Origin of the sequence: [Bacillus] selenitireducens MLS10 (assembly GCF_000093085.1) — a bacterium.
Taxonomy (GTDB): Bacteria; Bacillota; Bacilli; order Bacillales; family Salisediminibacteriaceae; genus Salisediminibacterium; species Salisediminibacterium selenitireducens.
The window spans coordinates 470,308-492,339 of the sequence record NC_014219.1 but is presented as its reverse complement, the minus strand read 5'-3'; the positions used below and the strand labels follow the sequence as shown (position 1 = coordinate 492,339).

The window sequence follows — 22,032 nt, the reverse complement described above, 5'->3', positions numbered from 1 at the left end:
TCACCTATGATAGATGTCATCACTTTCATTCTAAGCATTGACCACTTATCATCTATCATATATCATTACATGTAGTATTGAAAACTACGTAATGAAGTGGAGATGAATTTATGCACACCTTTATTCGTGAACCCGTTAACAGCCTGACACATTGGGCCGGTGCTGTTCTGTCCCTGATCGGCCTCGTCGCCATGCTGTTCCGTTCTTCAGAAGCCGGCTTCGGGACCCTTGAAATCGCCGCTGTGACTGTGTTCGGCCTCAGTCTGATCCTCCTGTATACCGCATCTGCCACCTATCATATGATTATTGCAAGCGACAGTGTCATCGCCTTTTTCAGACGGCTCGATCATTCGATGATTTATATTCTGATCGCAGGCACGTACACCCCTTTTTGCCTCATTGCCATGCAGGGGCCCGCAGGCTGGGCACTCTTCGGCATTGTCACGGCCATGGCCATCGCCGGTGTAACCTTCAAGCTGATCTGGTTCCACTCTCCGCGCTGGCTCTCCACTGGCATCTACATCGGCATGGGCTGGCTCATCGTGTTCTTTGTCGTGCCGCTTACGTCCGTCATTGATCCAACCGGACTCGTCCTCCTCGTTGCCGGCGGTGTGCTTTATACGATCGGCGGGGTCCTCTACGCGATCAAGCCGGACTGGTCGATCCTGAACTCTATCGGCTTTCACGAAGTCTTTCACCTCTTCATCCTCTTTGGAAGCCTCGCTCACTACTTCAGCGTCTATTTTTTCGTCATCGGATGATTACTCTTTTCTTGTTTATTATCATTCGCCATCTGTCTTATAACGCGAGTTACATGCCATGCGGCTGTAGCTCGCGTTTTGCCATCTGAAAAAAAGAAGTAAAAATGATGCACATTTCTCCTGAATGATGTCATTTTTCTACCTGTAAGCAAATACTAAAGGTTAGTATGATTAGTCTGAATCAGTCATTCAAAATCAAAAACAACCAGGAGGAATGAATGCAATGGAAATACGTCATGCTACGAACCCTACAGATTTTAAGCTTTACACCACTGATCGACTTCGCAGCGATTTTCTTATGGAAAACCTCTTTATTGAAGGGGAGCTCAATCTTGTATACTCCCATTATGATCGGGTGATCACTGGTGGAGTCGTGCCAAAAGAAGAGGAGATCAAACTCCCGATTATCGAACAAATGAAAACGGAGTACTTCTTGGAACGCAGAGAGATGGGCATCGTCAACATAGGCGAACCGGCTTTGGTGAATGTTGAAGGAGAAACGTACGAACTGAACAAACGGGACTGCCTGTATATCGGAAAAGGAAATCAACATGTTTCTTTCAAGAGTAAAAATCCTGACAACCCGTCAAAGCTTTATTTTGTATCAGTTAATGCGCATACACCATATCCTGTTACTCTGATGCCAATCAAAGATGCTACTCCGGTCAAACTTGGCAGTAACGCCGAGTCAAACAGCCGCACCATCTATAAATATATTCATTCAGACGGCATACAAAGTTGCCAACTGATGATGGGCATGACCTTGCTTGAACCAAACAATATGTGGAATACCATGCCTGCCCACCTTCACGATCGGCGTATGGAAGTGTACCTCTATTTTGATATGGATGCATCCTCCAGGGTGTTTCATTTCATGGGACAGCCTCATGAAACAAGACATCTTGTTGTCCAAAATGAACAGGTCGTTCTCTCTCCGCCATGGTCAATCCACTCTGGTGTAGGTACGAATAATTACACATTCATTTGGGCAATGGCAGGAGACAATTATACCTTTACTGACATGGATTTTATCCCAATGGAAGACTTACGATAGGAGGGTTACCATGCAACGTTTATTTTCACTTGAAGGAAAAACAGCCGTCGTGACAGGTTCAGCAAGAGGTCTTGGTCAGGGAATGGCAGTTGGGCTGGCAGAAGCCGGAGCTGATATTATCGGAATCAGTTTCAGTGAACAGCAAGAAACGAAAAAACTCGTCGAAAATCTCGGCAGACGTTTTTTTGATATTGAAAAAGACCTGAGCATTCAAAGTGACATCCAGGGAATCGTAGAAGAAGCGATAAATAAAACAGGTTCTGTCGATATTCTCGTCAACAATGCAGGCACCATCAAAAGGGCCGAAGCTGAACATTTCAGTGACGAGGATTGGGACAGTGTGATTGACCTGAATTTGAACAGCGTCTTCCGTCTGTCAAAAGGATTTGGGCAGCATATGATAGCCAGAGGATCAGGAAAAATCATCAACATCGCTTCCATGCTCTCTTTTCAAGGAGGACTGCGGGTGCCTTCCTACACGGCAAGCAAGCATGCCGTTGCCGGCATAACGAAATCCCTTGCCAATGAATGGGCAGCAAAAGGCGTTCAGGTTAATGCCATCGCACCGGGCTATTTTGCTACAGACAACACTGCGCAGATCCGGTCCGATGAATCACGCAACGCTTTCATTACCTCAAGAATTCCAAAGGCCGAATGGGGAACCCCTGCTGATCTGCAAGGTCCCGTTGTATTTCTTGCATCAGATGCATCAAACTATATGACCGGACACATCATGGCCGTTGATGGTGGCTGGCTCAGTTCATAACCTCCACAAGACCTACAGAACCAACCATGATTCAAATAAAGAGCAGCAAAAAACGCCTTATCGGCGTTTTTTGTGTTTCATTATCTCAATTCCATAACCCGTCCCTCCAATAGATCATTGAGTTCATGCAGTAAAGGGCTCCCTTCCCAATCACCCTTATACGTTGTCGCTATGGCACCCATAACATTTGCCCTCTTGGCTGCATTTGGGATCCAATCATCTACGTTGATTTTATGCGCCGTCATAACCGACAAAAATCCGGCTGCATAGGCATCACCTGCTCCAACTGTATCAACCGTTGTACGTATTGGATAACCTTTCTCCCTGTGAAGCATGGATTTGCTCCCGGTTAAGGAGCCCTCTTCTCCAAGCTTCATTGTCACAATAGTTGCTCCGTGATCAAGTCCTGCCTGAATCAGGGCTTCATCCGATTGATTTCCAAATAAAAGAACTGCCTCGGACCTGCCTGGCATAAATACATCTACATATGGAAGGACATCCTCAATGGCCTCTTTCCAAAATACAGGATCCTTTAAAGTTGTGCGTACGTTCGGATCAAATGATACGGTTAACCCACGTTCAGATGCTTTTTTCATTGCAGATACAACAAACTCTCTTGTACCTTCTCCCAAAGCAAGGGTAATACCGGTTATATGAAGATGCTTGACGTCTTCGAACCAAACATCCCGGACGTGTTCTTTTCTCCATTTACTCGCAGCCGATTCTTTTCTGTAGTAATAGACTCGCGGATCTTCAAATAAAGAATCTTCTTTAAAATAAACTGCTGTACGTTCTCCATTTATTTTTTCAACACAACTCAGGTCGACACCTTCTCCAGCCAAAGCCGACATGATGATTTTTGCGAATGGATCATTCCCGAGACGGCTGATCCACCTCACCCGCAAATCCAAACGTGCAAGAGCTGCTGCAACATTGGATTCAGCTCCACCAACCGAAGGAACAAAGTGAGCTGATGGACCAATGCGCTCTGTCAGAGGCTGCAGTAATACCATACTCTCACCCAGTGTTACAATATCATAGGGCTTGTCTGCCATTTTAATCACCTTTCCTTCATCGCATTCACATATGTCTTTGCTTTTGCTTCTATTGATTCATACTGCCCTGCACGAATTGAAGGGAGATGACATAAATCGCCCCCAATGCCGGCTGCAGTTGCCCCGGCCTCGAAATAGTTACGGATGTTCCCGGGGTGAACCCCTCCAGTTACCATAAGCGGAATATCCGGGAAAGGTCCCGACAGCGCCTTCAGATAATCAGAACCCATAACTCCTGCCGGGAAAACTTTCACGACATCGGCGCCTGACTCAAAAGCACTGATAATTTCTGTAGGCGTTAAACTTCCCGGCCAATAGGGTATTTCCGCTTCATATGCAAACGCCATAACATCATGGTCAAAGTGCGGCGAAACAAGAAATCGCGCCCCTGCCGAAACAGCATCTTCCGCCATATTCCGATTCATGACCGTCCCTGCTCCCACATAGACATCACCCCCATGGACGTCATTCACCTCTTCAATAACAGTCATTGCACCTTCTGTATTTAATGTCACCTCAAGAAATCGAAACCCTCCTCGAATCATCGCACTTGCCGTCGGATATCCTTCTTCCCGTCCGGTTCCTCTTATGATGGCAACCAGTTTATGCTTCATCAAATCTTGAGTAATTGTTTTCATTATTATGTCGGCACACGGCCAGCAATCTCTTATTCAATGAGATAATGCTACCAACCCCATTGCCGCCTCCTCTCATGATCATATTTACAGATCGTCTTGAAACTACTGCGGACAGCCGGACTTCCAATAAGTCCGGCCCAGCATCATGGAATAAGTTCGTACCATTCATAACCTCCCGGGAAGAGATCGTATCTCACTTCTTTACCATTAGGAAGACTGATTGCACCTGCTTTTCGTGACCATGCATTATTAATCACAATTAGCTTACGTTCCCGATCATAAACTGCACATTCCACTTCCGGGTCTGTAGGTAGAAAGTTATCCAATTCACGTTCCTTATGACTGCTCCAAACAATCATTCTCAAGAGAAGCCTTGCATTTTGCGGAGAGTAGGGTAATCCTGCCACATAGGTGCTTCTCCCCCGACCATATTCGTTAGCTGAGAGTTTTACCTCTCCATCAGACTCATCCAGAATCTGAACTTTTGAATGCAGTTGAAAGATTCCAGATGTCCCTTCTCCGTAATCCAACTTTTCGTGAATATCTTCGAGGATAAAGTGTGAGCGGCAAATCGCATCCGTATATTTATCGGTATTTACGCTGAAACCGACCTCCTTTTGAACGCCTAATACATCAGCCAGTTGAAAATATGCGCCTTGATATTGGACCGCTGAAGGATCGCCCACACCGATAAACCCACCGCCCCGATGCACAAATGAACGAAGACGGGAAACGAGTACTTCATTTTCCCACCAATCACCGCCACTCCAGGAAGTTCCTGCACTGCCGGCATTTATAATCACGTCGACATCTTTTGGTATTCCCGTTTCAATTACATCTTCAAAGCTGATAAACGTGACATCGACAGGCAGTCCGCTAAGGCTTTCGAGAATGCCCGAATAAGAATAGGCGTGCTTGTGCCATAAACCGTGTGCCACCTGATGAGACATCCATGTTCTGAGTGAGCCCCAGCTGTTCAGAATGGCCACTTTACAACTTAAATGACGTGGCCTTTCGCCTTTTGAACGATCATGAATCTCTCTGAACTCATCAGTGATTTCTTCTACCCGATCAACGAAATCCGGAAATTCCACTGCGAGATCCAAGTATCCGCCATAACCGATTCGATCAAGCGGATTGCGAAGCAATGCCCGCCTAGCCTTCAGCCAATTGTCATTGGCCTCAGCGACCGGATCTCCGCCCGGACAGAACACATCAGGGAAAAAGTAAGGCAGAAAACGTCCTTCCGTATACGATACGTGGGGAATATCGGCAATCATTCGCAGGGTTGTCCCATCTCCAACCGAACCAACCACACCATCAAGCCCTATACTCTTAAACCTGCTTCCATATGGTTCGGTACCTGCCCAATGATCACCGAGAAACATAATGGCTTCCTTACCCCGATCATGAATCCGACTTACACATTCACGGGCCAGCTCGGCAACAAAATCCTGAATAAAAGATATCCAGTCTCTGAACGCTTTGCTCGGATTTCTGAACGGCGAATTATAGTACCCTTCATCAACAAAATCCTCAGGTCTGAGCCTGTATCCGTATTCTTTTTCAAAGGCGTCAATGGCTTCAGGGTTTACGGTGGCACCGTAACCAAACCAGTCAACATACTTCTCTTTTGCCTCTTCATTAAATACAAGGGTAAAGTTATAGAAAAATGTAGTTATCCTTACAACGTCAGTGTCAGGGTGATCATCAAGCCACTCTTCGAGCCTTGACAGAAGATAGTCTCTCGTTTCAGGGAAGAATGGGTTATACGGCATATGTGGTTCCACGTCCCAGCCGTTCGTCAGTGAATTGTACATATGAACAGGATCCCACAGCTGTCGCGCTAAAAATGACACCGTATATTCATGCCAAGGCGACGGACTGTGAATGACCACCTCCATACGTTCTTCATCATATTCCCACTGATCGGTCCCCAGAACACATCCAGTAGTCCGATCTATGACTTCCCACCACTCAGAGGGGTGATAGCGGATTTCAGGTTCCACTTGCCTGTCATAATAGGTATCCATCATGCGAATCGACAAAGGCTCCTCCTTCGCCGTATACCTTTCGCTCATCAGATAAAAATGCTGCGACCGATTTTGATTTTTCCTAGCGTAGTTTTGATCCCCACGGGAAAAAAAGTATTTTGAGTAGACTTTATCTGTAAGAGACTTCGCGTATTCAGTCAATTTCGTGCCGTCTGAATCACGGATGGCGTCCGCCCCCCAACGCTCGATCAACTTTGCAATGACATCATCCATACCTTCTTGCCCCGGAATTGTGACACGTCCCTTTTTTACTGGCCTCTTCATGATCTTCATCCCCTCCTGAGTTCCTTCTCTCTGTATTATATAAAAGATAAAAAGAAGGACTGTGCAGGATTTTGACTCGATTGTGTATACTCTATACATCAAAAAGACCGGCACCATTCAGTCCGGTCTTGTCTGTCAAACCCTATCCAGTTAATTCAAGATGATCCAAACCACATACAGTCCGTGAGCTGCTCTCCCTCAAACTCAACGTATCGCTTGCCCTTATGGGAAATAACAATAGTTTCAGCCGCTTCACCGTAGTGAAGTCTCAAAGATGTATGATCTCCCCGATCCGCAAGCTTGCCTGCCTTATCGTACAATTCGACCCACTCTGCCTCCAAAAAACCTTTATGCTCTTTCCCAAATACCGTAACAAACCTGAAATGACCTTCCGTTTTTACGTTTGAGACAATCACATCCGATTCCCTGACTTCGTTATAGCGGGGCGAATACAGATCTTTGTGAATAACGATTTTGTCAACCGGGGGTGCATTGCTGCATTTTTATTGATAATGAAGCGTAATTGAATCTGAGAGTCTGCTTATTTGGCTTCCATACAGTGAACCGTTCACTCACATGAAACGCCTGTTGATAATGATGAGATCCACCACCAAGAATTGAATCAATCACAACAAGGCTTCCTCTCGGTGTCAAGATCAGTTCCCTGGTAATGAGTCCACCTGATTGTAAAGACAGATATCCGTCATGGGCTGCACGCATATACGTATACCCTTTAGCTGATGTCATTTTCGCGTTAACCGGGGCCGCTTCCTGAAGCCATGACCATGTGTCACCATAAGTCGAAGGCATTTTATCATCAATTAAGACCATATTGTGACCCTTCGCCGTCTTCAATTGCTTGCGCAAAGAGGATTCACGATATGTCCCTCTTCCGGTACTGATGACAAACGGGACACCGTCAACCAGCCATTCAAAATGTGTCAGATCATCATGCCCGTGAGCGGATAGTCCCATCTCCCCTGCGTTCATACAAACATAGTCACTGTGACGTTCCCATCCGCTTCTTGCAATTTGCAGACCTGAGTCTTCAAGCCAATCCCTAAGAGGGTCATTCGAATCCTTTATATACCGCTCTTGGTGGCAGAACAGGTCTCCGGCAGTATACCAAAGCGTGTCAAACGTCACTGTACCCAACAACGGGGGAACAAATGATTCATCATGATACCGATAAGCTGCAAGGGCCATGAATGGTCTGATATCCAGGATATCGCTGTCTCCAAACTGCGGCTGAGATCCGTCTGGACGGATCATCCGAGATGAGGCTTTAAACATCTTCTTGAGTCCTTCTTTTACGTCAGCCGGTACACAGATACCATTTAATTCTGATAGATGGACACATTCAAACAAATTCCGCAACACTTCATGATGATAGCCCGGTGACTGCTCCAGGTGAACGCCATCTCCACCGATTTGTAACGTTACCATCAGCTCCAGGCGTCTCATTGCTTCCTTAACTGTCTCTGCGAAACCGGCTTTTCCAGTCTGCATGATTGCCAATTGAATCAGTGCATTCGTCTCAATAAAGCCCCAATTGCTTTGGGCGTCTACTGACGTAAATGACCTGAGCAGATATTCAGAAGTTTGACCTGCAAGCCGGCTGAACAGACTCTCACAACGGTTATTCCATGACTGACAGGCACAAAGAAACGCTTTGGCACGAATTAAGTGGACAATACGGAGTGCGCAATCTATTTTTCGCCAGACAACCGCTGTCTCCCCATCCCCGTGTTGCCTCATCCAGTCCTCCAAATAGAATTCAAATGAGTCTCTGTAGCGATTGTCTCCTTTGTATAATGAAGCAAATGCCAAATCCTCCATGAACTTCATCCGATTCAGCATATACGTCCATTCAAGATCATCGTTGTGACAGTATGTCCAGTCGATTGGCAAGGGAAGAGTCACAACGTCAGAGCATGGCTCCATATCGAATATCCAATTGAAAAAAAACGATTGTCCATCGCCGCGTCCGCCCGGCACAAGACGCTATCAACCGCCTGATGATCGTGGACAGAGCAAAGGTTCATAATATTTTGTACTTGAGATGCGGAAAAAAAATACCGTCCGGAGTCAACATTCATAAACTGACCGCCTCCGTATGGGGTCGCGGCTCTTCATCGTCTGAGAGGTCTTTTTCATATAACATGCAGTTTCTGCGAAACAGTACATAACTGATAAGACTGATGCCAAAAAACATGGCCAGACCTGATGTACTGAATATCAAAAGGAACACCAGGACGATCAGAAGAAACGACATCATTGAATGGAACGGATGTGAGAAACCAAATACAACAGATGCAGTTACGGCTTGCAAAGACCGCTTGTTCAACAGAGCATAAACCGTAAAAATATGCATAAACATGACAGCTGAAAACACGACGGAAATGATATACATCACCATAAGTATAAGAGGAATTTCCATTTGTGAATGAAGCAACAACCCTGTATTCAATATAAGCATAATCAGCACCGGCAACAGAAACAGATTCAAACGACTTGCTTCCCTGAACTCTGATTTAAACAGTTTTCTATATTCATCAAAGCGGATCGTATATGAAGGATCTTCCTTCCATCTTCGTATGCATGTCATCATCGCGACAGTTGCAGGGGTAATTGTAAATACGACTGCGCCTGCAAGAGTAAAGAGAAGCCAAAGAACATTTACATACGCAAGCGCGAACACCCAATTCCCCATTGCTTCCAAACGATTCATGATCCAATTATTCATGAAAACTGCTCCTCTCATACCAGTAGCCTGTCCGTTGATCCGTCATTCTCATGATTGCTTCGGTAAAAAAATAATCCCCCCAGATGACAGAACCATCAGGCACATCTCCTCCTCTGACGTAGTAAGAAGCGTGATGAAGAAGACCTGTCACCTTTTCTGGATCGTCCTCTTTAATCAGTGCATAATCAGCCAGATTTTGAATAAATAGATTGATGCAGGTATCCAGCCTTTCTGACTCTGAAGGGTCAGTCCATTCCCTTAGCTCCAGCATTCCGCACAAAGCAATCGCCATCGCTGAACTGTCGGTGTAATGTTCTTCCTTTTGCGACGCGTTAAAATCCCATGAAATTAAACCCTGTTCAGGCTGATGCCGAAGAAAATAATCAAGCATTTCCTTTGCCTTTACGAGATACCGCTCCTCTTTCGTAAACCGGTATAAAAGTGCAAATCCGTATACACCCCAGGCCTGGCCTCTCGACCAGGTCGAACCGTTGGAGCTTCCCTGATGTGTTGTTCCACCAACTGGTTCACCCGTTTTCTGATTAAAGATAAACGTATGATAGGAACTGCCATCACCACGAACCAGATAGCGAAGAGTCTGTTCTGCCTGTTGTCTTGCCACCACTTCATACTTGCTGTTTCCTGTTGTTTTTGTGGCCCAGAATAGCAGCGGCAGATTGAGGAGACAGTCGATAATCATGCGTCCTCCTTCTGTTTTATCTCCCTTATTTCCCCAAGCCTGAATATATCCCCCCACAGAACGCCAGCGCTGCAACAGTCGATCAGCTGCCTGAATACTGAGTAATCGTGCCGATTCGTCTCCAGTTATGATCCAGTCAGCCTTAGAAGAGAGTGAATAAAGAAATCCGAGATCATGGTGATCGAGAACGACGTTGTCAGTCATTCTCTTTTCAAAGGACTTTGTTTCTTCTTTTGCTGCATTCAAAAAAACAGAGTCCCCTGAACCCTCGTAACACTCCCATAAAACACCTGACCAAAATCCATTTGTCCAATCCTCATTTTTGATGAGGCGGTAGATGCCGTCATCACCAACATGAGGGTAAAGCCCTCCCGTTTTTTTCAGATTACGTGACGTTCGCTTAATGATTAATTTTTTTATGTCAGAGGGTGTCATTTCGAAACGCCTTCCTTTTCATTGGATTGAGTTTTCGTACGGAATTCACTGGGCGTCATACCTGTGTATTTTTTAAACACCTTTGAAAAGTACGTCCGTTCTGTAAACCCCAGTTCAGCTCCAATTTCTTCAATACTCTCATTTGAGTATTTCAAATAGTCTCTTGCAATTTTTATTTTGTATTCATAGACATAATCGGTGAAGCGTTTGCCCGTCGCTTTTCTGAAGTACCTTGAAAAATAACTTGAATTTAAATACAGCGCCTTTGCTACGTCTGTAGAGGTGATGGATTCATGCAAATGACTTGAGATATATTCATCAATTCGTTTCAGTTTCGAAGTATCCACTGGCAATACCTGCGATGACTCCGGAACGGTTTGTAGTGAATGTAATTTCTGTCTCGTCATTATCCAGGCCTCTTCAAATGTAACTGATTGTTTCAAGCGCTTCGCAAAATGAACATCGCTATGCTCAGTCCCTTTTTTGATTTCAAGCTGATAAACCATTTTTATCAACCGTTCCTCAATTTCTTCAGGATGAACTCTCATATCATATACCTGATCAAGAAGCAACGCCATCGCTTGATTAATCCGGTCTGTGTCATCGTCCATCACAGCCTGAGAGGCAAGATTCAGACTATCCTGAATGACATGATTAACCGGGTGACACACCTCCGGTTGAAGTGTCTGAAGCAGAATCAGCAAACTCCCGCGGGTAAAATATCCGTTCTGTTTCTTAAACAAGAGTGATCTGACTGACTCACTAAGTTCAGAGAACGTCATTGCCTGAGTATAGACCTTTGCTGAAACGGAATAATCTCTGTTCTTGATATCATCACAAATGTCGCCGAGAAGTCGTTGAAATCGACCTGCATAGTTTTGTTTAATCGAATCTTTATAATTCATTATAAAGAGCAGTCCCTCATCAACAAGAAATACATCAACTGATTCCTTATCACTGATTTGCTCTGAAACGGACAGATATAGTTTTTTAAGAGACGTTCGGGTATTGGCTTCTGGATCGTATTCCGATTTAACGTGCATATAAGCGATTCTGTAACTGGACTCATACCAGATATGTTGCTTCGGCTCTTCCTGGTCTATAGGTGAAATCAGCCATTTTACAAAGGCCGCTTTTTGTTGCTCGAAACCTTGCTTGGCCTTCTCTTGACTTACTAATTGCATATCACTTGCTTTTCTGCACACTTCCTCAAAAACTGCGCCCAGTTCACTTTTTGACAGCTCATCCTTAATGATATAGCGTTCCGCCTGAAGACCAATTGCTTTTCGTGCAAAATCAAATTCTTCATGACAGGTCAAAAAAACAAGCATAAATTCCGGATTCAACTCTTTCATTTTACCGGCAAGCGTGATTCCGTCTATTTGAGGCATACCAATGTCTGAAATGACAAGATCCGGTTCCCAGACTCTGAAATCAGTCAACGCCTGACTGCCGGATGAATAACTGCGAACTTCCTCACACCCCAAATCGGTCCAGTCAACCATTTTCTTCAAATAGTTTAACATTGGCAAATCGTCATCGATGAGCATCACTTTCAGTTTGTTTGCCAAGATCGTCACTCTCCCTTCATATCAGACACAGGTATGAGAATCTGAACCGTTGTTCCCTTGCCTCGTTCACTGTTTATCACAAGAGTTGCCCGTTCGCTGAACGTCAGCTTCAGTCGCTCAGCAATATTGACAAGTCCCAATGAATCACCTTGCTGCTTGGAATATTCCAAGCGTGTATCTTTTAGCGACCGGTTTAATTGATCAACCTTACTCTGAGAGATGCCTGATCCATTATCCCAAACCGTCACATGAAACCATTCGTCTTTTATCTCTGCACGAATCTCCATGATTGGATGGTGCTCGGGATCTTCGAAGGCATGGAGGATCGCATTTTCAATTATAGGTTGCAACGTCAAAAATGGAATTTCAACTTCATGTGTCTCCTCTGAAAGCCACGCTTTCAGCCAATAGGATCTTCCCTTTCTCATCTCCATAATGTCAATATAGTGGGTTAACAGTTCCACTTCATTTCGAAGAGTTGAAGGTTCATTAATTTTTAAATACTTACGCAGCAACATTGTTAAAGAGTACAATTTTTTACTATGAAACTCATCATCCTCCATCTCTAGACTGCAGCGAATGGAATTTAACGTATTCATTAAAAAATGCGGTCGAATTTGTTCATAGAGTGCATGAAGTTCCAATTCCCGTTTTTGTGTTTCTTTTTTTTCAATTCGTTCGATCAAGTCGTTAATTTCATCAAGCATATGGTTGACCGATACACCCAGTGACTGTATTTCATCTTCTCCCGTGACTTGAAATCTTGCCCCTCTGTTCCCTTGACTAAACTGATCGGCAACCAATTTCAGTTCTTCAACTGGACGAGAAAGCTGACGGGCCGATTTCATCGATAGCATAATAAATACGACAAACAGAAAGAATATGATCATCAAACTGCTGTAAAAACTTTGATTCAGCTCTTCATTGATCTGTTGACTCGGCGTTTCGTAATACAGACTCCATCCAAAAGGCGATACCGTCCTCTCGAGTAAGGAGTCGCGGGCAGCGGTATCGATCTCACTCCCGGCAATCATGTTTCCTTTATCATCATTTAACCTGATCGCACCGGAGCTGACCGGTTCAAACAGCTGTTGGAAATAATCATCGGATACAATAATGGTTAATAAACCCTGATTACCTGTACTCAAATCACGGGGGATTACCCTGGTAAAATAGTGTTGGGATCCGTCATAACTTTTACCCAAATACTGAATGATCATTTCAGTTTGCAAATTCAGATTTTCACTGACAGACAGCCACTGCCTCTGAATATCTTCCTGAGATAATGGCATGCTTCGCGACGTGACAATCAATCCTGCATCATTCAGATAGAACATACTGATATTTTGATTTAACGTTCTTGTCTCCATCGACAAAAAACGTTCTCTGATATATTCAAACTGCTGAAAAGCCGTAAGACTCTGGATACCATCCCGATCACTGATTTCTGCAATAGCGCTCTTGAATCCTTTATCCTGTATAAGAAAATGCGAAGAAAAAATCAGATCATTTGTCAGTTTGTCGATGTCATTCGCGATAACATCAATGATGGTTTCGTTATAGAAATCCATCTTTTCTGCAATGTTCTGCTTATCTGACTGATAGGTAATAATAGACAGGGTAATCGTGGGAAGCAAGATAAACAAAGCGAACATGAACTGAATACGCCGACTGTATGATTTTGAGAATATTTGCCTTCGCAGTCTGTTCATGCTCCATTCCTCCTATACCAACCGCTATATGAAAATAGTCTCTGAGCCCGATAAACATGTCGTTGTTTATCGGGCTCAAGAGAAGCTGTCACGTCATCTTGTATTCAAGTCGATTATTCGTTGTAGCTGTCAATAACCTTTGTTGCTTCCTCTACCATCCAAGCCTGCACTTCATCAAGCGGTTCATTATCCAGCATATACATCCCAAAACCGTCAACTAGAATCGAATCGAGTTCTCCTGCATACGTAATGCTGATCTGCGAAGCATCAAGATAAGAAATATCATCCCCGAACAGTGTATACATCAGAGAATCAACATCAATTTGATCTTCATTACCATCAATCATCCGTTCTACAACCGGCTGTGGGTCTCCTTTTTTCCAACCCGGAAGCTCAGAGCGTGAGTCAGACAGATTTGTTGAGACATGTCTCGCAAACAGATATGCTTCGTCTTTATACTCACTGGTGTTACCAATTCCGAAGAAATTCCCACCCATGTAGTATTCAGAAGGATCACCCTCATTTAAAACCGGAACTGGTGCAAAAGCCGTTGTGAAATCATGCGGATTGAGATCCGTATCACCGGCTTCTCCAATCATCCATGAACCGGTCAATAGCATTGAGGCGTTCTCATTAAAATACTCTGTACGGTAACCAAGATCTGCACCGAGTGACTCTGCATATGTCTTTGTAATCCCTTCTGTTTCAAGACGCTCTCTCATTGCAAACATTTCCGGGAACGACTCATCTGCAAAGTTCGTTGTTCCATCTTCATAGAGGAACGGATGCTTCATTAACGTCTGTGCAGGAGGATTCATGTATAACGGCCACGTATGGAAATAAGCACCATATCGCTGATTATCTCCTTCTTTATTGACAAGCTGCCCGGCATACTCTTCAAAATCTGCCCAAGTCCAGCTTGCATCAGGAATATCAAGACCGGCTTCATCAAAAGCATCCTTGTTTAACATCATGAAGTTGAGTGTCGCATTGTACTGAATCCCGTAGTAATCGTCATTTACCATTGGATTTATAAAATACTCATCATTTGGCGTGATACCTTCATTGTCATAAAATTCATCGAGCGGAGCCAAAGCTCCCATCTCTGCTCGTTGATAGAGGCTGTCGACATTTGGAAATGAAATGACATCAACTTTTTCTCCTGAAGAAAGAAGGATATCAAGATTTTGCAAGGTTCCCAGTGAATCACCCGGTACCATGGAAATTGATTCAACTGTGATATGTGGGTATTCTTCTTCAAAGTCAGCAATATACTGCTCAGACGTTTGTGCCATCACATCATTGTCCCAGTTGTACCATTTGATTGTCACCGGTTCTTGATCGGCTTCGTTCATTTCTTCAGCCGCATTATTTACGTCATTTTCATTTTGAGACTGATTTTCCGCTCCCGCTTCATCGACATTCTCATTGCCGCATGCGGCTAAAACAACCAGTGTGCCTGCCATTGCAGCCTGTACCATTCTTTGTTTTTTCATTGTAGACCCTCCTCTTATATAATAGCGCTTACAAGTCTATTATAGCCACCTGTAATTTCATTAAAGGTGAACAATATTGATATCCTTGTGCACAGTCTTGACCTTAGCCTTTTACTCCTCCGAGAGAAATACCTGCAATTACATGTTTTTGAAGGATGATAAACACGATAACCAGAGGAATAATCGCAGATACAGATGCCATCATCAGGATGGCATAGTTATTTGAAAAGTCGTCCTGAAAAAGCTGCATGCCCATGGTAATAGGATATAATTCTTTACTAAATAGAAAAATAAGCGGATTCTGATAATCATTCCACACCCAGATGAACTTAATGATTCCTACAGTTGCAAGAATCGGCCTGGCCAAAGGCAAAATAATCCGCCAGTAAATCGTGAAATAATTCGCCCCATCAATTTTTGCAGCCTCGATATAATCATTTTCGATCGACAGCATATACTGCCTCATCAGGAAGGTGAAGTAGATAGAAAAAATCCCCATGATAATCAATGCTTCATGTGTGTTATACAGCCCCATCCACCGGATCATTATAAAACGCGGCACCAGCGTTGACTGCTCCGGAATAATCATCAGGGTAATCATGGCAAAGAAAATAATGTTTTGTCCTTTAAAATGTAACTTCGTCAAACTGAACGCGGCCATCGATGAGATAAGAAGTGTCCCAAGTGTCATGATTGAAGCCAGTTTAATCGAGTTCCAATAGAAAAGATAGAACGGAATGTTCTCCATCCACACCGCTTTAAAGTTATTGACTACATTAATATTTCTCGGAATCCATTCAATGGGAAATACTAATACATCTGATTCAAACTTGAACGATGCAGAGAGCATCCAAATCAATGGTGCGAGAAAAAAGACAGATAAAACTCCGAGTACAATTGTATTGATCAATTTCATTTTATTGAGTTTCATAACGCTCACCTCCCGATTTAAGATTTAAACTGCTTTGCATTTTGAACTTGCCAGGTCAAAAACGTCAATATACCAACAACAGCAAATAATAACCAAGAAATCGCTGAAGCATACCCCATGTTAAACCTCTGGAATCCTTCCTCATAAATCAGATAAACAAGAACCTGTGAAGAATTGATCGGTCCACCCTGGGTCAAAAAGGCAATTAAATCAAAAACCTTGAAAGAGCCGATCAGCAGCGTAATCGCCAGAAACATGTGAGTTGGACCCAACAGAGGCATCGTAATATGAATGAATTTCTGATAGGGCTTCGCCCCATCCACATCAGCCGCTTCATAAAGAGAATCCGGAATATTCGATAGCCCCGCAATGTAGATAATGACCACATAACCAATTAATGTCCAAATCGTAATGATGATGATCGCGATCAGCGATGTGCTTGTATCAGCTAACCAGCCCGGGGGATTTTCAATCCCGATACTCATCAGAAATTGATTAATCGGTCCCTGAGTGGGGTGATAAAGCGCTCGCCAAACCGCACCAACAGCAATAATTGAAGAGATATAAGGAATGAAAAACGCCACTTTAAAATAGTCCCGTAAATATACTTTATTATGAATCAACACAGCCAACAGCAGGGCAATCATCATCGAGATTGGTACAACCATAAACGTATAGAAGATATTATTCCTCAACGCTCCCCATACTCTTGGATCTTGGAACATCTGAACGAAATTATCTAAACCTATAAACCTGATTTCTGAAAAACCGCCAATCAGATTCCATTCGCTGAAGCTTAAAAAGAGCGAAAATCCAAGTGGGAAGACATACAAAAAAGCGAGTCCAATCATCTCTGGCAACAAGAAAAGCCAGCCCATCATCGCTTCATGACGTTTCATCCTGCTCCTGGATGCTTTCTTTGGAGGTGGAGCTTCCTGTTGAAAATTTTGTTCCATTTCCTCATCCTGAAATTTCACCGCCGCGTTCTCCTTTAATCCCATAATGATCACCTCTTCGTTTTCATCTGTATATCAAGTATAAAAAGGAATCGGATTCAAAAAGCTGACTATAATGACTGAATCGTGCACTTTTTTGACTTCACTATAAAACAATTTCAATGCAAAAAACCTTGCCCATTAAGTCAGGACAAGGTTCTCATTACTTATTTTCTTTTATCCGTGTTTTTTGATTGCTGCTTTCATTCGTTCGAGCCCTTCTTCCACGGTCTTTCGCGGGCAAGCCACATTCATGCGGACAAACCCTTCGCCACCGGCACCAAATGTATGCCCCCAGTTGAACCCGATCTTGCCGTCCTCAACGAACAGCTTCTCGAGGGCCTTGTCATCGAGACCGACCTCCCTGCAGTCAAGCCAAAGGAGATACGTCGCTTCCGGCGTGACCATCCGGATCTCAGGCACTTCTTTTTCAAGAAACGTTTGCACGGTCCTGGCGTTCTCTTCGATATAGGCATTCAGCTCACTGAGCCACTCGCCTCCCGTTTCATAAGCCGTTTTCATGGCAAGAATCCCGAAGGTATTCAGGGTGAAGTTCCCCTGACTGCGGTCCACCCCGGCGAGCTTTTTTCTGTATTCCTCATTCTCGGCAATGACAAACGAGGCCTGCAGCCCTGCGAGATTAAACGTCTTACTCGGCGCAGAGAGCGTCACGGTCTGATGACTGATATCCTCTGAAAGAGAAGCAATCGGCACATGGGTCTGTCCGGCCATGATCAGATCCGAATGAATCTCATCAGCCACAATCACAACGCCGTGGGCGAGGCAAATATCCGCAAGCGCCGTCAGTTCTTCTTTCGTCCACACACGGCCAACAGGGTTATGGGGTGAACAGAGAAAGAACAGCTTCACATCCGGTTTTGCCGCCGCCTCTTCAAAGGCGGTGAAATCGATGCGGTATTCCCCATCGGTCTCCACGAGCTGACAGTTCTCCACTTCCCGCCCGTTCTCTGTCACCATGGAGAAAAACGGCGGATAAACGGGCGACTGAATCAATACCCGCTCCCCCGGTTCCGTGAAGGCCTGTACCGTCTTTGCAAGCGACGGCACAACACCCGTCGAATAGCTGATCCAGGCCCTGTCCACATCCCATCCGTGCCTGGTTTTCATCCAGTTGCGGACGGTGTCCGTCACTTCGTCATCCACAAAGGTATAGCCAAAAATCCCATGCTGAAGCCGTTCATTCATGACGCCGAGTACACCCTCGGGCGGCTTGAAATCCATATCCGCCACCCACATCGGCAAGATCTCTTCCTTCGTCTGAAACACCGCTTCTGTCCGGTCCCACTTCACCGAATATGTACGGTCCCGGGCGATCTGCTCATCAAAACGCATGCCATCACTCCTCCGTCTGTTGGTTCTCACCGTTTCAGTATATCGGCTGAGACGCGGCTCCGCAAAGAATCTGAACCTCACAGCATCATTCATGGTACACTGAATGAAAACGTTTGAGAAAGGACCCCTCATCATGGATTTGGAACTCATTCAATGGCTCGTCATTGTCGCTACAGGGGTGATGATCGGGCTTGCCAAGACAGGCATTCCCGCACTCGGTATCCTTGTCGTTACACTGATGGCAACGGTATTCCCGGCACGGGAATCCATCGGGATCGTTTTGCCGATACTGATCGTCGGGGACATCGTTGCTGTGACTTACTACAGGAGGTCCGTCGACTGGCCGATCCTGACCCGGCTCATCCCCTGGGTATCCGGCGGACTGATCCTCGGTTTCATTCTTTTGTTTACCGTTACGGAAAGCAGACCCATCGAGATCGGCATCGGCCTCATCGTCATCGGCATGATCCTGCTTCAGAGCTTTAAAGGTCTTCAAAGAAATACACAAGGGACGAAACCGCTCTGGTTCGTCATCGGGATGGGGACGCTCGGCGGCTTTACGACAATGATCGGCAATGCCGCAGGGCCTGTCATGACACTCTTCTTCTTAAGCTACGGTCTCTCGAAGCTCCAGTTTGTCGGAACCGGAGCCTGGTTCTTCCTCACGGTGAACCTCATTAAGGTTCCTCTCTTTATGTATCTCGGCCTGATCACCTTACATACCCTGACCATCAACGCACTGATGATTCCGATGATCCTCGCCGGCACGTGGCTTGGCATCAGGCTTTTGCCATGGATTCCGCAGGCGCTCTTTAACCGTATTGTGCTCATCCTGTCGTTTATCGGCGCGGTGATGCTGCTCGTATAATCTGACAAAATCGCAGGAGGTGAATGCCCGTGAGGCTGCTCTCAAAGAATAAAGGACTGATCACAGTACTCGCGTTTGTCGCACTCACATGGGCGTACGCCAACTGGTTTGTATCGGATAATTTCCAAAAGGAACGGCAGCGTGACGTCCAAGCACAGATGGCCATTTTCCAATCAGAGCTTGAAAGCATTACCGGCACCTATCAGGAATTCGCAACCTACATTTACCACAGTCTGATCAATCAGCCGGAGATCCTCGACATTATGCGTGAAGCGGAGAACGCCGACGATGCCCGTCTCGACAGGCTTAGAAGCGATGCCTACACCCTGCTTCTCAATCCATACCTGCAAATCCGACAGTATAATTTCAGGCAGCTTCACCTTCACCTCCCGGATGGGTCGAGCTTTCTTCGCATGCACGCCCCGGATGAATACGGGGATCCGCTCTATGACGTGAGAGAGACGATTGCCGAGACCCATCGAACGAGAAACAGCGTCTCAGGCTTTGAAGAGGGCAAGATATTCAATGGCTACCGCTATGTCTTCCCGCTCCTCGCGGATGGGGAGCTAATCGGCTCAGGGGAGGTTTCTCTTTCCTTGCAGGCCGCGATTCAAATTCTCAACGATATTTATCCAACGGACAATACCCTGTTTATCTTGCATCATGACGTCGTCGACCGGAACATCTTTGACGATTACCGGGATAACTACGTTTCTTCTTTCATTTCCGATGATTACTATTTTGACCGTGACGCCATACTCGCTTCCCCGAACCGGGACCGGCACGATATCTATGCAAACTATGCCGTGCAGCATCAGATCCGGACAAGGGCCGAGGATCATTTGCCGAATCACGCGCCTTTTTACTTCACCATCGATGTGGACGGGGACGATTACCTGGTCCAGTTTGTTCCGATTACGAACTTCGAGGAAACCTCAGTCGGGTATTTTATCACCGCCATGCACGATGAGGGCCTTCAGGCTCTCACGGCACAACGCAACCGTGAATTCATCTACGTCAACGGGTTTTTCGGCATTCTGACGGTGTTTTTTACGACCCTCTATTATGAACGAAGAAAAATCAGACACCTTGCCCACACCGATCAACTGACCGGGCAAATGAACCGCAATGCCTTTATCAATCATGCAAATCGTCTCATCAGGCTGTCAGTCAAGAACAAGACACCTTTGTCCGTTGCCCTTCTTGACATCGATCACTTCAAAAAAATCAATGACACATACGGCCATAAAACCGGCGATCAGGCCCTGCAGGAAATCGCCACGTCGATACGTGAAGCGCTCGATGAATCAGACCTTTTCGCCCGCTGGGGCGGTGAAGAGTTCGTCATCATGATGCCGGAAACCCGAGAAAAAGAAGCGGAAATCCGCCTCGATGCCATTCGGGCAACCATTGCTGGAAAAGCCTTTACACAGGTCGGGACGATTACAATCAGTATCGGGATCACTGGAGCACGACCGGACCGGGATTCCCTTGAACAACTCATTGCTTCTGCCGATGAAGCGCTCTATGAAGCGAAGAACAAAGGCCGTAACCGGGTTGTCCTCTACCGGTCCCCACGCTCCAATGAATAAACACCGAAGTCCGCCGCTGTTTTTGTATTCGGAAACCGCGAGCGGGCTTCTTCCGTATATCCGGCCATATCCGCTGCCTTATAGCGGGCACTGATATGGGTGAGAAGGAGGCGGCTCACATCCGCCTGCCGGGCAATCTCCGCAGCATCAAGGGTCGTCGAATGGGCGAAGCGGTCGGCGGTCTCCCTCTCACCCGCCATAAACGTCGCCTCATGAACAAGCAGATCCGCCTCTTTTGCAAAATCGGCAACTGCCGGCATGGGGCGGGTGTCACCTAAGATAACGATGCGGCGTCCTTTCACCGGTTCCGTGACATAGTCTCTGCCATCGACCACCCGACCGTCAGGGAGCGTGACAGTTTTTTGTTCCTTCAGGTCACCAAGCCATGGACCGGAAGGGATATCGTCCTTTAACAGACGCTCCCGATCCAAGCGTCCCGGCTGCTCCTTTTCGTCAAACCGGTAGCCAAAAGAAGGCATGCGGTGGTCGAGGGCGAGGCAGCTGATGCGCCAGTTGCCGTCGTCCACAATCTCTCCTTCCTCCACTTCATGCACCGTCAGCGGATACGTCAAATGGGTCCCGCTGACGGCGAGGCTCTGTTCAATATAAGGCCTGAGACCTGAGGGACCATATACCGTGAGAGGCTGATCCGCCCCCTGAAACGACCGGCTCCCGAGGAAGCCCGGAAGTCCGTATAGATGATCCCCGTGCAGATGAGTGATGAACACCTTCGTGATCGCCCCCGCCTTGATCGGAGCGTGCAGGATCTGATGCTGGGTCCCCTCACCGCAGTCAATCATCCAGCATGCTTTTTTGCCGTCCACACCTTTCATCACCATCGCAGTGACATTTCTCTCCTTCGTCGGAACACCGGCACCGGTGCCGAGCATATGCAGCTCCATTTCCTCACTCCGTTCTTTGATCAGTTCTTAAATCCGGCGCAGTTGCGCGTTCCCAACCAGGCCTTTCCCTCAGTATATACGAACCTGCTTGCCCTCTCCACATGAATGGAGCACGCCACCTGGATGAGGTGCGTGCTCC

General features: G+C 45.8%; 18 protein-coding genes. 5 read left to right on the top strand and 13 right to left on the bottom strand.

All coding sequences use genetic code 11. The features are described 5' to 3' along the window. The first annotated feature begins 110 nt into the window (after positions 1–110). From trhA to kduD, 3 genes are all read left to right on the top strand, one after another. Complete coding sequence (trhA, locus tag BSEL_RS02440; protein ID WP_013171428.1) at positions 111–761, top strand: PAQR family membrane homeostasis protein TrhA; 651 nt, start codon at positions 111–113, stop codon at positions 759–761. 223 nt (positions 762–984) lie between these two features. Further along, positions 985–1,815 (top strand): 5-dehydro-4-deoxy-D-glucuronate isomerase, encoded by an 831-nt coding sequence (gene kduI / locus BSEL_RS02435; RefSeq protein WP_013171427.1) that lies wholly within the window; start codon positions 985–987, stop codon positions 1,813–1,815. Between the two features lie 10 nt (positions 1,816–1,825). Continuing rightward, a complete protein-coding gene (kduD, locus tag BSEL_RS02430) occupies positions 1,826–2,581 on the top strand; it encodes a 2-dehydro-3-deoxy-D-gluconate 5-dehydrogenase KduD (protein WP_013171426.1) in 756 nt (251 codons plus the stop codon). Positions 2,582–2,661: 80 nt separating this feature from the next. Here the strand turns inward: kduD and BSEL_RS02425 are convergent, their stop codons facing one another. The 12 genes from BSEL_RS02425 to BSEL_RS02365 form a co-directional block, all read right to left on the bottom strand. Continuing rightward, the gene (locus tag BSEL_RS02425) at positions 2,662–3,636 is read right to left on the bottom strand and encodes a sugar kinase (protein ID WP_013171425.1); all 975 of its coding nucleotides are present in this window, start codon (positions 3,634–3,636) and stop codon (positions 2,662–2,664) included. Between the two features lie 5 nt (positions 3,637–3,641). After that, entirely contained in the window at positions 3,642–4,274 is a 633-nt protein-coding gene (locus tag BSEL_RS02420) for a bifunctional 4-hydroxy-2-oxoglutarate aldolase/2-dehydro-3-deoxy-phosphogluconate aldolase (RefSeq protein ID WP_013171424.1), read from the bottom strand. A 143-nt stretch (positions 4,275–4,417) separates the two neighbouring features. Continuing rightward, entirely contained in the window at positions 4,418–6,592 is a 2,175-nt protein-coding gene (gene gnpA / locus BSEL_RS02415; protein WP_013171423.1) for a 1,3-beta-galactosyl-N-acetylhexosamine phosphorylase, read from the bottom strand. Between the two features lie 477 nt (positions 6,593–7,069). Beyond that, on the bottom strand, positions 7,070–8,536 hold the full coding sequence (locus tag BSEL_RS02405; RefSeq protein WP_013171421.1) for a heparinase II/III family protein: 1,467 nt from the start codon (positions 8,534–8,536) through the stop codon (positions 7,070–7,072). 151 nt (positions 8,537–8,687) lie between these two features. Then, positions 8,688–9,338, bottom strand: coding sequence for a YesL family protein (locus BSEL_RS02400; RefSeq protein WP_013171419.1), 651 nt, complete (start codon positions 9,336–9,338; stop codon positions 8,688–8,690). Beyond that, positions 9,331–10,473 carry a glycoside hydrolase family 88 protein gene (locus tag BSEL_RS02395; RefSeq protein WP_013171418.1) on the bottom strand — a complete coding sequence of 381 codons (1,143 nt, stop codon included), beginning with the start codon at positions 10,471–10,473 and terminating at the stop codon, positions 9,331–9,333. The genes BSEL_RS02400 and BSEL_RS02395 overlap by 8 nt, the downstream gene beginning before the upstream one ends. Next, positions 10,470–12,044 carry a response regulator transcription factor gene (locus tag BSEL_RS02390; protein ID WP_013171417.1) on the bottom strand — a complete coding sequence of 525 codons (1,575 nt, stop codon included), beginning with the start codon at positions 12,042–12,044 and terminating at the stop codon, positions 10,470–10,472. The genes BSEL_RS02395 and BSEL_RS02390 overlap by 4 nt, the downstream gene beginning before the upstream one ends. 5 nt (positions 12,045–12,049) lie before the next feature. Beyond that, the gene (locus tag BSEL_RS02385; RefSeq protein WP_013171416.1) at positions 12,050–13,756 is read right to left on the bottom strand and encodes a sensor histidine kinase; all 1,707 of its coding nucleotides are present in this window, start codon (positions 13,754–13,756) and stop codon (positions 12,050–12,052) included. Positions 13,757–13,869: 113 nt separating this feature from the next. Further along, positions 13,870–15,252, bottom strand: coding sequence for an ABC transporter substrate-binding protein (locus tag BSEL_RS02380; protein WP_013171415.1), 1,383 nt, complete (start codon positions 15,250–15,252; stop codon positions 13,870–13,872). Positions 15,253–15,355: 103 nt separating this feature from the next. Then, positions 15,356–16,183: a carbohydrate ABC transporter permease gene (locus BSEL_RS02375; protein ID WP_013171414.1), complete on the bottom strand. Its 828-nt coding sequence runs from the start codon at positions 16,181–16,183 to the stop codon at positions 15,356–15,358. 17 nt (positions 16,184–16,200) lie between these two features. Next, the gene (locus BSEL_RS02370) at positions 16,201–17,139 is read right to left on the bottom strand and encodes a carbohydrate ABC transporter permease (RefSeq protein ID WP_041582173.1); all 939 of its coding nucleotides are present in this window, start codon (positions 17,137–17,139) and stop codon (positions 16,201–16,203) included. 216 nt (positions 17,140–17,355) lie between these two features. Then, positions 17,356–18,531 (bottom strand): MalY/PatB family protein, encoded by a 1,176-nt coding sequence (locus BSEL_RS02365; RefSeq protein WP_013171412.1) that lies wholly within the window; start codon positions 18,529–18,531, stop codon positions 17,356–17,358. 133 nt (positions 18,532–18,664) lie between these two features. On the opposite strand from BSEL_RS02365, the gene BSEL_RS02360 reads away from it, so the two are divergent. Together BSEL_RS02360 and BSEL_RS16905 are read left to right on the top strand one after the other, a co-directional pair. Next, positions 18,665–19,399, top strand: coding sequence for a sulfite exporter TauE/SafE family protein (locus tag BSEL_RS02360; RefSeq protein WP_013171411.1), 735 nt, complete (start codon positions 18,665–18,667; stop codon positions 19,397–19,399). A 29-nt stretch (positions 19,400–19,428) separates the two neighbouring features. Then, on the top strand, positions 19,429–20,991 hold the full coding sequence (locus BSEL_RS16905; protein ID WP_013171410.1) for a sensor domain-containing diguanylate cyclase: 1,563 nt from the start codon (positions 19,429–19,431) through the stop codon (positions 20,989–20,991). Here the strand turns inward: BSEL_RS16905 and rnz are convergent. Further along, positions 20,964–21,893, bottom strand: a complete 930-nt coding sequence (gene rnz, locus BSEL_RS02350) for a ribonuclease Z (protein ID WP_013171409.1) — start codon at positions 21,891–21,893, stop codon at positions 20,964–20,966. The two genes, BSEL_RS16905 and rnz, sit on opposite strands and share 28 nt — an antisense overlap. Positions 21,894–22,032 lie beyond the last annotated feature (139 nt).

Excerpts from the sequence above, each read along its gene's own strand:
- trhA (WP_013171428.1), top strand. The coding sequence starts at position 111 with ATGCACACCTTTATTCGTGAACCCGTTAACAGCCTGACACATTGGGCC.
- kduI (WP_013171427.1), top strand. The coding sequence starts at position 985 with ATGGAAATACGTCATGCTACGAACCCTACAGATTTTAAGCTTTACACC.
- kduD (WP_013171426.1), top strand. The coding sequence starts at position 1,826 with ATGCAACGTTTATTTTCACTTGAAGGAAAAACAGCCGTCGTGACAGGT.
- BSEL_RS02425 (WP_013171425.1), bottom strand. The coding sequence starts at position 3,636 with ATGGCAGACAAGCCCTATGATATTGTAACACTGGGTGAGAGTATGGTA.
- BSEL_RS02420 (WP_013171424.1), bottom strand. The coding sequence starts at position 4,274 with ATGAAAACAATTACTCAAGATTTGATGAAGCATAAACTGGTTGCCATC.
- gnpA (WP_013171423.1), bottom strand. The coding sequence starts at position 6,592 with ATGAAGAGGCCAGTAAAAAAGGGACGTGTCACAATTCCGGGGCAAGAA.
- BSEL_RS02405 (WP_013171421.1), bottom strand. The coding sequence starts at position 8,536 with ATGGAGCCATGCTCTGACGTTGTGACTCTTCCCTTGCCAATCGACTGG.
- BSEL_RS02400 (WP_013171419.1), bottom strand. The coding sequence starts at position 9,338 with ATGAATAATTGGATCATGAATCGTTTGGAAGCAATGGGGAATTGGGTG.
- BSEL_RS02395 (WP_013171418.1), bottom strand. The coding sequence starts at position 10,473 with ATGACACCCTCTGACATAAAAAAATTAATCATTAAGCGAACGTCACGT.
- BSEL_RS02385 (WP_013171416.1), bottom strand. The coding sequence starts at position 13,756 with ATGAACAGACTGCGAAGGCAAATATTCTCAAAATCATACAGTCGGCGT.
- BSEL_RS02380 (WP_013171415.1), bottom strand. The coding sequence starts at position 15,252 with ATGAAAAAACAAAGAATGGTACAGGCTGCAATGGCAGGCACACTGGTT.
- BSEL_RS02375 (WP_013171414.1), bottom strand. The coding sequence starts at position 16,183 with ATGAAACTCAATAAAATGAAATTGATCAATACAATTGTACTCGGAGTT.
- BSEL_RS02370 (WP_041582173.1), bottom strand. The coding sequence starts at position 17,139 with ATGGAACAAAATTTTCAACAGGAAGCTCCACCTCCAAAGAAAGCATCC.
- BSEL_RS02365 (WP_013171412.1), bottom strand. The coding sequence starts at position 18,531 with ATGCGTTTTGATGAGCAGATCGCCCGGGACCGTACATATTCGGTGAAG.
- BSEL_RS02360 (WP_013171411.1), top strand. The coding sequence starts at position 18,665 with ATGGATTTGGAACTCATTCAATGGCTCGTCATTGTCGCTACAGGGGTG.
- rnz (WP_013171409.1), bottom strand. The coding sequence starts at position 21,893 with ATGGAGCTGCATATGCTCGGCACCGGTGCCGGTGTTCCGACGAAGGAG.